At 69.5% G+C, this 12,901-nt stretch carries 10 protein-coding genes; all 10 read left to right on the top strand.

The features are described 5' to 3' along the window. The 10 genes from E8A74_RS07765 to E8A74_RS07720 all read left to right on the top strand — a co-directional run bounded on the left by E8A74_RS07765 (window position 1) and on the right by E8A74_RS07720 (window position 12,893). Window positions 1-1,392, top strand: coding sequence for an efflux RND transporter periplasmic adaptor subunit (locus E8A74_RS07765; protein WP_136928301.1), 1,392 nt, complete (start codon window positions 1-3; stop codon window positions 1,390-1,392). Between the two features lie 5 nt (window positions 1,393-1,397). Next, entirely contained in the window at window positions 1,398-4,484 is a 3,087-nt protein-coding gene (locus tag E8A74_RS07760; protein ID WP_136928300.1) for an efflux RND transporter permease subunit, read from the top strand. A 67-nt stretch (window positions 4,485-4,551) separates the two neighbouring features. Then, complete coding sequence (locus tag E8A74_RS07755; RefSeq protein ID WP_136928299.1) at window positions 4,552-4,866, top strand: ArsR/SmtB family transcription factor; 315 nt, start codon at window positions 4,552-4,554, stop codon at window positions 4,864-4,866. Between the two features lie 49 nt (window positions 4,867-4,915). Continuing rightward, window positions 4,916-5,422, top strand: coding sequence for an ArsI/CadI family heavy metal resistance metalloenzyme (locus E8A74_RS07750; protein WP_136928298.1), 507 nt, complete (start codon window positions 4,916-4,918; stop codon window positions 5,420-5,422). Then, window positions 5,412-6,125 carry an MIP/aquaporin family protein gene (locus tag E8A74_RS07745; protein ID WP_136928297.1) on the top strand — a complete coding sequence of 238 codons (714 nt, stop codon included), beginning with the start codon at window positions 5,412-5,414 and terminating at the stop codon, window positions 6,123-6,125. Before E8A74_RS07750 ends, E8A74_RS07745 begins: the two co-directional genes overlap by 11 nt. Next, the gene (locus E8A74_RS07740) at window positions 6,122-6,565 is read left to right on the top strand and encodes an arsenate reductase/protein-tyrosine-phosphatase family protein (protein WP_136928296.1); all 444 of its coding nucleotides are present in this window, start codon (window positions 6,122-6,124) and stop codon (window positions 6,563-6,565) included. Before E8A74_RS07745 ends, E8A74_RS07740 begins: the two co-directional genes overlap by 4 nt. A gap of 229 nt (window positions 6,566-6,794) precedes the next feature. Further along, window positions 6,795-7,142 carry a hypothetical protein gene (locus E8A74_RS07735; RefSeq protein ID WP_136928295.1) on the top strand — a complete coding sequence of 116 codons (348 nt, stop codon included), beginning with the start codon at window positions 6,795-6,797 and terminating at the stop codon, window positions 7,140-7,142. Between the two features lie 125 nt (window positions 7,143-7,267). After that, on the top strand, window positions 7,268-8,554 hold the full coding sequence (locus E8A74_RS07730) for a TolC family protein (protein WP_136928294.1): 1,287 nt from the start codon (window positions 7,268-7,270) through the stop codon (window positions 8,552-8,554). Continuing rightward, complete coding sequence (locus tag E8A74_RS07725; protein ID WP_136928293.1) at window positions 8,551-9,795, top strand: efflux RND transporter periplasmic adaptor subunit; 1,245 nt, start codon at window positions 8,551-8,553, stop codon at window positions 9,793-9,795. Before E8A74_RS07730 ends, E8A74_RS07725 begins: the two co-directional genes overlap by 4 nt. Then, on the top strand, window positions 9,795-12,893 hold the full coding sequence (locus tag E8A74_RS07720) for an efflux RND transporter permease subunit (protein WP_136928292.1): 3,099 nt from the start codon (window positions 9,795-9,797) through the stop codon (window positions 12,891-12,893). Before E8A74_RS07725 ends, E8A74_RS07720 begins: the two co-directional genes overlap by 1 nt. Window positions 12,894-12,901 lie beyond the last annotated feature (8 nt).

Here is a 12,901-nt window from a genome sequence, read left to right as displayed (position 1 = left end):
GTGCGCGCCTTCATCGTCGCCGCCCTGGCGCTCCTCTTGGGGCTCGCCGGGTGCGGCCGAGAGCCGAAGGGGTCGCCGGCGGGTCCGGCGAGCTCCGCGCAGCCGGCGTCCGCGAAGGCGGACGGCGAAGGGAAGCTCTGCGAGCACGGCGTGCTCGACGTGGTTTGCCCCCAATGCCACCCGAAGCTCGCGGCCGTGTTTCAGGCGAAAGGGGATTGGTGCGCCGAGCACGGCTTTCCAGCGTCCTTTTGCCCCACCTGCCACCCAGAGCGCGGCGGGCGCCCCGGCGTCGACGTGAGCGGCAAGGGCGGCGGGAAAAACGCCCCCGAGAAGGACGCGCCGGCCGACGGGACGAGGGTGCGGTTCAAGACGAAGGAGACGGCGCGGCTCGCCGGGATCCAGACGGTGAAGGCCGAAGAACGGAAGAACGCGGGTGGCCTCGTCGTCACGGCGCGGCTCGCCTACGACGGCACGCGGCTCGCGCATATCAATGCGCGGGCGCCCGGCGTCGTGCGGGCGACGAAGGTCGACATCGGCGCGCAGGTCAAAACGAAGGACCCGCTCGCCGTCCTCGAGAGCGCGGAGGTCGGGGCAGACCGCTCCAAGCTCCAGGCCGCGCGGGCGCGCGTCGGCATTGCGAAGAAGAACCACGAGCGGGTCGCGGCGCTCCGGACGTCGGGCTTCAGCTCCGACAAGGACGTGCTCGCTGCTTCGCTGGAGCTCGAAGTGGCCAAGGCCGAGCAGGCGGGGCTCGCCACGGCGCTCTCCATCCTCGGAGCCGGCGGCGGTTCGGGCGGTTCGTACACGCTCACCTCGCCGATCGACGGCGTCGTGACCCAACGAAGCGCGACCGTGGGCAAGCTCGTCGGCCTGGAGGAGATGCTCTTCGAGGTCGTCGACACCTCCGCGATGTGGGCGGAGCTCGACGTCCCCGAGGCCGAGCTCTCGGCGGTCTCCGTCGGGCAATCCGTGACGCTCGACGTCGACGGGCTCGCGGGGCGCGCGTTCCGCGGGAAGATCACGTACCTGAGCCCGCAGATCGATCTCGCGACGCGCACCGTGCGGGCCCGTGTTCCGCTGGAGAACGCCGACGGCGCCCTGCGGGCCAACATGTTCGGGCGGGCGCGGATCGAGCTCGGCGCGGCGCGCGCGAGCGTCACGGTCCCCGACGCGGCCGTGCAGCGAGCGAAGGACGTGCACCTCGTCTTCGTGAGGCTCGCGGAGGACGAATACGAGGCGCGGCGCGTCGAGCTGGGGGTTCGTGAGGGCAACCTCGTCGAGATTCGCAAAGGCGCGCGTCCCGGCGAGGACGTCGTCACGACGGGCAGCTTCCTGCTCAAGACCGAGACGTTGAAGGAGAGCATCGGCGCCGGCTGCTGCGCCGCCGATTGAGCGCGATGCTGAGCCGCATCATCACGTGGTCGCTCGGCCACCGCCTCCTCGTCCTCCTCGCGACGCTCGCCGTCGCGATCCTCGGGGCGATCTCCTTCCGCCGCCTGCCGCTCGACGCGTTCCCCGACACGACGCCGGTGCAGGTGCAGATCAATTCTGTGGCGCCCGCGCTCGCGCCGCTCGAAATCGAGCGGCAGATCACGGCGCCGATCGAGCAGGCCCTCGCGGGGCTCCCCGGGCTCGACGAGGTGCGCTCGATCTCGCGGTTCGGTCTGTCGCAGGTGACCGTCGTCTTCGAGGACGGGACGGACATTTATCTCGCGCGGCAGGTCGCCATGGAGCGCCTGCAAAGTGTCTCGCTGCCGCCGCAGATCGAGCGGCCGACGCTCGGGCCTGTCGCGACGGGGCTCGGCGAGGTCTTCCATTACATCGTATCGGGCGAGGGCAAGAGCCTGAGCGAGCTGCGCACCGCGCACGACTGGATCGTCAAGCCGCAGCTCCGCTCGGTCCGCGGCGTCGCCGAGGTGAACGCCTGGGGCGGCGACGAGCGGCAGATCCACGTGGTCGTTGATCCGAAGGACCTCCAGCGGCGGGGCCTCACGCTCCTCGATCTCGCCGAGGCCATCGAGCACAACAACACGAACGTCGGCGGCGGCAGCCTCGATCGCGCCGGCGAAGCGACACTCGTCCAGGGAATCGCGATTGCGACGCGCCCGAGCGACATCGAGGACATGGTGATCACGGCGCACGAGGGCGTGCCCGTGCGCGTCCGCGACGTGGCGAGGGTCGTCGAAGGGCGCGAGATCCGGCGCGGCGCGGTGACGGCGGACGGCGAAGGCGAGGTCGTCCTCGGCCTCGGCTTCATGCGCATGGGCGAGAACAGCCATGACGTGACGAGCCGGCTGAAGGTGCGGCTCGACGAGATCAAGAAGAGCCTGCCGCCGGGGATCGAGGTCGCCACGGTCTACGACCGCACGGATCTCGTCGATCACGTGCTGCGCACGGTCCGCACGAACCTGCTCGAAGGCGCGATCCTGGTCCTCGCGGTCCTCTTCGTGTTTCTGGGCAACCTGCGCGCGGGGCTCGTCGTCGCGTCGGCGATCCCGCTCTCGATGCTCTTCGCGTCGAGCCTGATGCTTCGTTTCGGCATCGCGGGCAGCCTGATGAGCCTCGGCGCGATCGACTTCGGCCTCGTCGTCGACAGCTCCGTGATCATGGTGGAGAACGCGACGCAGCGGCTCGCGGAGGACAAGGGCGCGCGAAAGACGATCGACGTCGTGCGCGACGCGGCGCTCGAGGTGCGCAAACCGACGATGTTCGGCGAGCTCATCCTCATGATCGTCTATCTGCCGATCCTTTTCCTCGAAGGCGTCGAGGGAAAGCTCTTCCGGCCGATGGCGCTGACCGTGATCTTCGCGCTCGCGGGCTCGATGTTGCTCTCGCTCACGCTGATGCCGGTGCTGGCGAGCTTGCTCCTGCCGCGCCGAACGGAGGCGCGGGAGGGCCTCGTGGTGCGAGCGCTCGCGCGCGTCTATCGCCCCGCGCTGCATGTTGCGCTGCGCCGTCGCAGGCTCGTCGTGGCCATCGCCGTGGCGATGCTGGGCGGGGCCGTCGGGGTCGCCACGCAGCTCGGCTCGGCGTTCGTCCCGCGTTTGAACGAAGGCGCCATCGTGATCAACACGATCCGGCTCGCGGGCGTCTCCGTGGAGGAATCGACGCGTTACGGCCTCCAGATCGAGAAGACGTTGCGCGAAAAATTCCCCGCCGAGATCACGCGCGTCTGGACGCGCACGGGCACGGCGGAGGTGGCCACGGATCCGATGGGGATCGAGCTCTCGGACGTGTTCGTCACGCTCACGCCGCGGGAGCAATGGAAGCGCGGCGCGACGCAGGACGAGCTCGTGCGCGCCATGCAAGGCGAACTCGAACACCTGCCCGGCATGCGCATGGTGTTCACGCAGCCCATCGAAATGCGGGTGAACGAGATGGTCGCCGGGGTCCGGTCGGACGTCGGGGTCAAGCTCTTCGGGGAGGACTTCGAACTCCTGAAGGAGAAGGCGCGCGAGATCGAGGCGATCCTGAAGGCCATTCCGGGCGCCGCCGACGTCGTGACGGAGCAGGTCACGGGGCAACCGCTGCTCCAGATCGAGGTGGATCGCGCGGCCATTGCGCGCCATGGGATCCCGGCGCACGAGGTGCTCGACGTCGTCGCGTCGCTCGGGACGCGCGAGGTTGGAGCGATGCAGGAGGGCGAGAAGCGGTTTCCGATCACGCTGCGGCTCGACGATCGTTATCGGACCGACGTCGAAGCCGTCGGACGTATCCTGATCACGGCTGCCCATGGCACGCAGCTCCCTCTTTCGAGCGTGGCGCACCTGCGCCTCGTCGAGGGGCCTTCCACGATCCACAGGGAATGGGCCAAGCGGCGGATCGTGGTGCAGGCGAACGTGCGAGGCCGGGACGTCGGCTCGTTCGTGGCGGAGGCGAGCGCGCGCATCGACGAGAAGGTCGTCCTGCCCGCGGGCCATTACGTGCGTTATGGAGGCCAGTTCGAGCACCTCGAACGGGCGCAGGAGCGGCTGCGCCTCGTCGTGCCGGCCGCGCTCGTGCTGATCTTCGTGCTCCTCTATTTCACCTACGGGCGTGTCCTCGACGCGGCGCGGGTGTTCACGGGGGTTCCGTTCGCGGCCATCGGCGGGATCGTCGCGTTGTGGCTGCGCGGGCTGCCGTTCAGCATCTCGGCCGGCGTGGGATTCGTGGCCCTGTCCGGGGTCTCGGTCCTCGCGGACATGGTGCTCGTCTCGACCGTGCGGCAGCTCCTCGGCACCGGAATGCCAATACGCGACGCGGTCGAGCAGGCCGCAGAGCGCAGGCTTCGTCCGGTCCTCATGACCGCCCTCGTCGCGAGCCTCGGGTTCTTGCCGATGGCGCTCAATACCGGCGTCGGCGCCGAGGTGCAGCGCCCGCTCGCGACGGTCGTCATCGGCGGGGTCGTCTCCTCGACGCTCCTCACGCTCCTGGTCCTGCCGGCGCTTTACCTCATGTTCGGCGCGGGCAAACCCCTGGCCGCCGAGGCGTCCACGTCGACGTGAGCCCTGCCGCTCGGGGCCTTCCTCGGGGCCCTTGCGTGGCTACTTCGAGGATGTTAGAAGTAGCCGCGTGACCTCGAAGCTCGAACGTCACGCGCAGCAGCTCAGCGCGCTCGGTCATCCCGTTCGCCTCCAGATCCTGCGCTTCGTGGTGCAGGGGGGCGACGGGGGCACGGCAGCGGGGGAGATCCAGGGGCACGTCGATGTGCCCGCATCGACGCTGAGCCATCACCTGAAGCGGCTCGTCGAGGCGGGCCTTTTGACGACCCGCCTCGAGAGCACGTTCCACTATTACGCCGCCGACTATGCCGTGCTCCGCGACCTCACGGACTACGTATGGGAGGATTGCTGCAAGCGCGGGAAAGGCGCGAAGGGCTGCTGCTGAGCGGCCCCTTTTTTGCGCCCTTGTTCGAGTATTTTGGAAGGAGAATGCGATGAACGTCGTCAAGCCCCACGTTTCCCTCAACGTCACCAACATCGATCGGTCCGTCGCCTTCTACGAGAAGGCGTTCGGCGTCGCCGCGACGAAGCGGCGTCCGGGGTATGCGAAGTTCGACCTGGAGACGCCGTCGTTGAACCTGACGATGCAGGAGGCCCCGCGCACGGGCGTGAACGCCAGCCATTTCGGCGTCCAGGTCGCGATGACCGAGGACGTCATCGAGGCAAAGACGCGCTTCGAGGCCCTGGGGCTCGCGACCTTCACGGAGGAGGACACGTCCTGCTGTTACGCGGTGCAGGACAAGGTCTGGATCGAGGATCCGGACGGCAACTCGTGGGAGGTCTTCGTCGTGAAGGGCGACGCCGCGGTGATGGGCGATTCGCCTGCCCTGAAGTCGGACGCGAGCGCGTGCTGCACGCCCGTCGCGCTCTCGCGAAAACCAGCGGCGGCCGAGGCGTCGGCGTCACCGTGTTGCTCCCCGAAGTCGGCCGATGAGGGTTGACCTGCCCCGCCGCGCCGCTGCGGAAGGGCTCGGGACGGCGCTCCTGCTGGCCACCGTGGTCGGCTCGGGCATCATGGGTGAGAGGTTGGCAGGAGGGAACGTCGCCATGGCCCTGCTCGCCAATACGATCGCCACAGGGGCCGGGCTCGTCGCGTTGATCCTGACGTTCGGCCCCACTTCGGGCGCGCACTTCAACCCGGCGGTCACGCTGGCGGACGCGACCCAGGGGGGCCTTCCGTGGCGCGAGGTCCCGGCGTACATCCTCGCGCAGGTCGGGGGCGCGTTTGTCGGGGTGATCGTCGCCCACGTCATGTTCGGCGAGGCGGTGCTCTCGGCGTCGGAGCACGCCCGCGGGGGGCTCGCACAACTCGTGAGCGAGTTCGTGGCGACCTTCGGGCTGATGGCGGTGATATGGGGATGCGCCCGGCGACGAACAGCAGCCGTGCCGTTCGCCGTCGGCGCGTACATCACGGCCGCCTACTGGTTCACATCGTCCACGTCGTTCGCGAACCCAGCCGTGACGATGGCGAGGGCCGCCAGCAACACGTTTGCAGGGATTCGCCCCGTGGACGTGCCCGGGTTTGTTATCGCTCAACTCCTCGGGGCTGCGGCTGCCACGGTCGCGTTCCGGTGGCTCGTGCCAGCGCTCCCTGCCGTCGCCGATCGTGTGATCGATCGGCGCGAGGAAGACGTGACCCCTTGAAGACCGTCCTTTTTGCGTGCGTGCACAACGCCGGCCGCTCCCAGATGGCCGCGGCCTGGCTCGACGTCCTGGCAGACCCGTCGAAGGTGCGCGCCATCTCGGCGGGCACGGCGCCGGCCGCGCGTGTCCACCCGGAGGTCGTCGAGGCCCTGGCCGAGGTGGGCATCGATGTCTCGCAGGGAAAACCCAGGTTCCTTTCGGAAGAGCTCGCCAGCACGGCCTCGATGTTGATCACGATGGGCTGCGGCGAGGCGTGCCCCGTCGTGCCTGGGCTGCGTCGTGACGACTGGCCCGTCGAAGACCCGAAGGGCAAGCCCGCCCCGCGCGTGCGAGAGATCCGCGACGACATCCGCCGGCGTGTCGAGGCCCTGATCGCCGAGGAGGGGTGGGAGCGCTCCTCGGGGGTCGCCCTCCCGCCCTCGAGCGGATCACGGAGATGAGGGGGCGTCCTTCGCGCGGCAGATCGGGCCTCCTCGTCGAGGAGGGGCCGGGGGGCAGACGCCGCGGTGTCATGCTTCGGGGGCACGCTCGTCGCCGCGGAAACGGCGCGGACGGTCGTGGCCCCTCGCGCGTCCTCGTTGCAGCCCGTCACGCCAAGGAGTAACGTCGGGCAGGCGAGTGAAGACGGCCACCCGGAGTCGCAGACGGTTCCCCAGGGGATCCCGCGCCATGCGGATCCTCCTCGTGGCCGTCCGTCTGTTCGTGGCCCTCACCGCCTTCCAGATGACCGGGTTGCCGCACTTCGCCGTGGACGCGGTGGCCGCGATCCAGGACGGCGACACCCCGGTCCACAGGGACGACGACTGTCCGAACGAGAAGGACGGTCGCGAGTGCCCCCCGGGCTGCCCCGACTGCCACTGCGCGCACCTGATGGGCGCGCTCCCGCCGCTCGTTTCGCCCTACCTGCTGGAGCTCCCGAGCGGCGCGGACCTCATGCTCGCGCCCTACGAAGCGACGGCGCCCCCGCGGCCCGACCCCTCCGCCATCTACCGACCCCCCAGACCGATCCGCGCCTGATTCGGTGAACCCGTAAACGCGGGGTGGCTGCGCGCGCCTGCCTTGGGAGGCATGCCGCCTGCCCACCCTTCTCCCGGGAACCGCTTCGCGCGCCGTCTTGCGCGCGCGGCGGAGGAGTTTGGGTCGTGAAACGGACGCGATGTATCGCGGTGGCCGCCGTGGCCATGGCCTGTTTGTCTCTTTCCGTAGAAGCACGCGCGGGCTCGTCGACATGCTCGACGACCCTCACCCGCGCCAACCTGATCCGGTGCGCGCTCGACGCGAGCCTCGCCTCGAAGGCCGAGCGCCAGGGCCTCGAAGCGGCGAAGGGCCGGCAAGAAGCCGCGAGCCCGGTGCTCCCCTCGAACCCCGTGCTGGCCTTGTCGGGCGCGCGGCGCGAGGCCGCCGGTCAGGGGCCTGTTTTCAACTGGTACGCCACGCTCTCGCAGGAGATCGAGATCGCAGGGCAACGCGGCGCGCGGAGGCGAGCCGCAGACGCCGAGAGGGAAGCGCAAGAGAAGGCTATCGCGGTGACGGACCGCGAGGTCGCGGCTGCGGCATGGCGGGCCTATTTCGAGGTGATCGCCGCCCGCGAGGAGGTGCGCCTCGGCGAGATGCTCGAAGCGCTCACGGGGAAGGTGGCGGTCGCGACGCGCGCCGCGGCGGACAAGGGCCTCGTGTCCGGGATCGACGCGGACGTGGCCGACGTCGCGCACGCGCTCCGCGTCCAGGAGCGGCTCCGCGCGGCTCGACGCGAAGAGCAGGCGAAGGCCGCGCTCCTCTCCTCGATGGGCTTCGAGCCACGGCGCGAGCTGTCCGTCGAGGGCGAGCTCGTCCCGATCGCGGGCGTCGAGGCGTTCGCGGCGAAACAAGACCCGCGCGCCGTCGACGATCGACCCGAGGTCCAGGCCCTCGAAGCTTCGGGGCGGGCCTACGAGGCGCGGGCGTCGATGTACCGGCGCGCCCGCGTCCCGAACGCGACGGTCTCGGTGTTCGCGCAGAACGACGGCTTCAACGAGCGCGTGTTCGGCGTGGGCTTGTCCCTGCCGATCCCGCTGCCGCAGCCCGTGGGCCGCACCTTCGCGGGCGAGATCGCCGAGTCCGAGGCGCTGTCGAGGCGCTCCCAGACCGAAGCGGATCGAACTCGCCGCGCGCTCCGGCTCGATCTCACGAACGCCCTCGCGGCGTACGCCTCCCTGCGCGCGCAAAACGAGCTCTTCGCCGCGGACCGGCTCGGCCGCGCCGAGCAAAGCCTCCGCGCGATCGCGTCGGAGATCGAGGCCGGCCGCCTCGGGGCCCGCGACGCCCTCGTCTCGCAGCAAGCCCTCGTGGACCTGCTGCGCGCGGGCTTCGAGACCCGGAAAAACCTGGCGCTCGGCTCGGTCGATCTCGCGCTGGCCTCCGGCTTCCCGCTCGAGCGAGGTGCACCGTGACGAAGAGAGCACATGTCCTCGGTCTCTCGCTCGTGCTGGCCGCGTTCGGCTGCGGAAAGCGCGGGCCGGACGAGGACCAGAAGAAGGACGATCACGCGCAGGAGGCTCCCTCGGCGGCCGCCTCCGCGCACGGAGCCAAGGAAGGCGAGCACGGCGAGCACGGCGAGCACGGCGAGCACGAGGAGCTGCCTCGACGGGTGAACCTGTCGCCCGCGGTGATCACCGACGCCCGCATTCGCACCGCGCCCGTCCGCACGGGGACCTTGGCCATCACGATCGCATTGCCCGGCGCGATCGCCGCGGATCCCGATCGGTCGGCCCGCATTTCTTCTCCTGCGGAGGGAAAGATCGAAGAGGTCCATTTCAAGGAAGGCGCGGCCGTCAAGAAGGGGGACGTCCTCGCGGTGGTGCGTGTCCCCGAGCTCGGCAAGGTGCGCGGCGCGCAAGCTGCGGCGCAGGCCAAGGCCAAGGCGGCGCGCGAGAACGTGGCGCGGCTGAAGGCGCTCCTCGACAAGCGCCTCACCTCCGAGCAGGCGGTCGTCGACGCGGAGGCCGATGCCCGCGCGCTCTCGGCCGAGGCCGCGGCGCTCGGCGCAGAGCTCGCGGCCCTGGGCGCGGGGACTCCGCGAGGGGCGCCTTTCCTGCTCACGCTGCGCGCGCCACTCGACGGCACCATCCTCTCGCGCGACGCCGTCGTGGGCCAGCCGGTGTCCGCCGAGCACGTCCTCGGCAGCATCGCGGATCTGCGGGAAGTATGGTTCCTCGGCCGCGTCTTCGAAAAAGACCTCGGGCGGCTGCGCGTCGGGGCCGGGGCCGAGGTGGAGCTCAATGCGTACCCGACCACGCGGTTTTCGGGCTCGCTCGAATACATCGGCCAGCAAATCGATCCCGTCGCCCGGACCGTGACGGCGCGTATTCACCTGCAAAACCGCGACGACATGCTGCGGATCGGGCTCTTCGGCACGGCCTACGTGGCGACGGGGGGCGAGCAGGCCCGCGCGCCGCGCCTGCTCGTGCCGCGCTCGGCGGTCACCGAGATCGGCCAAACGTCCGTGGTCTTCGTGAAGCTCCCCGAGGAAGGCGCGTTCGAGATGCACGACGTCGTGCTCGGGGACTCCGCGCTCGGCACGGTCGAAGTGCTCTCCGGCCTCGGCGAAGGCGAAGAGGTCGTCGTCGAGGGGGTGTTCACGCTGAAGAGCATGGTCCTCAAGGGGACGATCGACGAGGAGGGACATCACTGATGGCCTTCCTCTCTGCGATGGTCGCCTGGTCCCTGCGCAATCGGGGGATCGTCCTCGTCGCGACCCTCCTGTTCGCCCTGTTCGGCATCCGCTCGGCCACACAACTCCCGATCGACGCCGTTCCCGACGTCACCAACATCCAGGTGCAGGTGATCACGACGGCGCCTGCGCTCTCGCCGGTCGAGGTCGAGCAATACGTGTCGGTCCCGGTCGAGCGGGCCATGGCCGGCATTCCGAACACGACCGAGATCCGCTCGATCTCCAAGTATGGTTTGTCCGTCGTGACGATCGTCTTCCGCGACGGCACGGACATCTACTTCGCGCGGCAGCTCGTGAACGAGCGCATGCGCGAGGCGCAGGAGGCTGTCCCCGAGGCATACGGCATGCCCGAGATGGGGCCCATCAGCAGCGGCCTCGGCGAGATCTATCAATTCACCGTCCGCAACGACAAGCTCACGCTCATGCAGCTCGAAGAGCTGCTCGACTGGCAGATCGCCCCCGCGCTCCGCACCGTCCCCGGGATCGTCGAGGTGAACAGCTTCGGCGGCGAGGACAAGCAGTACCAGATCGTCCTCGACCCGAAGCGGCTCCAGGCGGCCGGGATCTCGGTCGCGCAGGTGATCGAGGCGCTCGAGAAATCGAACGCCAACGCGGGCGGCGGGTACATCGAGCACAACCGCGAGCAGTTCGTCATCGGCTCCGATGGGCTCGTGAAGGACCTCGACGATCTGCGTCGCGTCGTCATCGGCGCGACGTCGGACGGCGTGCCGATCACGATGGATACGGTCGCCGACGTGCAATTCGGCCCGCGCCTGCGCAGGGGCGCGGCGTCGAAGAACGGCGAGGGCGAGGTGGTCGTCGGCGTGACGATGATGTTGCTCGGGGAAAACTCCCGCACCGTCACGCAGGCCGTCAAGGAGCGGCTCGCGGCGATCCAGCCGTCGCTCCCCGAAGGCACGCGGATCGAGCCGTTTTACGACCGCTCCGTGCTCGTGAGCCGCACGATCAAGACCGTCGCGACGAACCTCGTCGAGGGCGCGCTCCTGGTCATCGGGATCCTGTTTCTCCTCCTCGGGGATCTGCGCGCGGGCCTCGTCGTCGCCCTCGTCATCCCCTTGTCGATGCTCTTCGCGATCACCGTCATGAACGCGGCCGGGTTGTCCGGGAACCTGATGAGCCTCGGCGCGATCGATTTCGGGCTCATCGTCGACGGCGCCGTGATCATCGTGGAGAACGCCGTCCGGCGATTGTCGGATCGGCAAATGGAGATCGGGCGCGCGCTCACCGAGGACGAGCGCGTGGACACGGTCCGCGAGGCCACGCTCGAAGTGCGATCGGCCAGCGTCTTCGGGGAAGCGATCATCGCCATCGTGTACCTGCCGATCCTCGCGCTCACGGGGATCGAGGGAAAACTCTTCCACCCGATGGCGCTCACCGTGCTGCTCGCCTTGCTCGGGGCGTTCCTCCTCTCGCTCACGTTCGTCCCCGTCCTCGCGAGCTTCTTGATTCGCCCGACGCAGGGCGAGCACGAGACATGGCTCTTGCGGAAAGCGCACGCGCTTTACGTCCCGCTGCTGCGGCGGGCGATGCGGCGGCGCTGGGTCCCGCTCACGGCCGGCGTGCTCTCGCTCGCGGCGGCGGCCGCCGTCTTCACGCGGGTCGGCGCCGAGTTCGTGCCGCAGCTCGACGAGGGGGATCTGCTCGTCGAGGCGAGGCGTTTGCCCGGGATCGCGCTCAGCGAGTCCGTCGCGACGGACCTCCGTTTGCAGAAGGCGGTCAAAGAGGTCCCGGAGGTCGATTACGTCGTCAGCCGCACGGGGGCGCCGGAGCTCGCCGTCGATCCGATGGGCGTCGAGCAATCCGACGTCTACGTCGGCCTCAAGCCCCGGGACACGTGGAGGCCGGGCATCACGAAGGAGGAGATCGCCAAGGAGATCTCGGAGGCTGTCGAGCACAAAGTGCCCGAGGTGGCGGGCGGCGTCTCGCAGCCCATTCAAATGCGCACGAACGAGCTCGTCGCGGGCGTGCGCTCGGACGTGGCCGTGCTGCTCTATGGGCCGGATCTCGACGAGCTCCGCACCCAGGGCGACCGCGTGGCCGAGATCGTTCGAAAGATCCCGGGCGCGGAGGACGTCCGGGTGGAGCAGGTCGCGGGGCTCTCGTACCTGCGCGTCATTCCCGATCGCGCGAAGCTCGCGCGGTATGGCCTGACGGTCGCCGACGTCAACCAGATCGTCGAGACGTTGTCCGTGGGGCACTCGACGGGCGAGGTGATGGAGGGCGAGCGCCGCTTCGGAATCGTGGTGAAGTCCGGCCACGGCTTCAACGGGGAGCTCGACGCGCTGCGCGCCTTGCCTTTGCGATCGGTCAGCGGGCAGATCGTGCCGCTCGGAGACGTCGCCGAGCTGAAGTTCCTCACGGGCCCGGCGCAGGTCAGCCGCGAGAATCAATCACGCCGCCTGACCGTGGAGTTCAACGTCCGAGGCCGGGACCTGCTCTCCGTCGTGGCGGAGGCGCAGGCGGCGGTGGGGAAAGGCGTGCGGCTGCCGACGGGGTACCGCGCGGTCTGGGGCGGTCAGTTCGAGCATTACGAGGAAGCAAAGGCGCGCCTCTCCCTCGTCGTGCCGCTCGCGCTCGCGCTCATCCTGTTCTTGCTCTGGTTCGCGTTCCGCTCCACGCGGGCCGCAGGGCTGATCTTCCTCGGCGTGCCGTTCGCGATCGTCGGCGGCATCTTCGCGCTCTGGCTCCGCGGGATCCCGTTTTCGATCTCGGCGGGGGTCGGCTTCATCGCGCTGTTCGGCGTGGCGGTGCTGAATGGCCTCGTCCTCGTGTCGTTCGCGCGGCATCTGGAAGAGCAGGGCATGGGCCACGCGGAGGCCATCGAGCATGCGGCGGAGCTCCGCCTCCGGCCGGTCCTCATGACGGCCCTCGTCGCGTCGCTCGGATTCGTGCCGATGGCGATATCGACGGCGCCGGGCAGCGAGGTGCAGCGGCCCCTCGCGACGGTGGTGATCGGCGGGCTCATTACGGCGACGCTGCTCACGCTGCTCGTGTTGCCCGTCGTGTATGCGTGGCTCGGAAAGGAATCACCGAATTGACAACGGGT

The organism is Polyangium fumosum, from assembly GCF_005144585.1.
Lineage (GTDB): Bacteria > Myxococcota_A > Polyangia > Polyangiales > Polyangiaceae > Polyangium > Polyangium fumosum.
The sequence above is the reverse complement of the archived record's forward strand: the minus strand, read 5'-3'. Positions and strand labels throughout refer to the sequence as shown.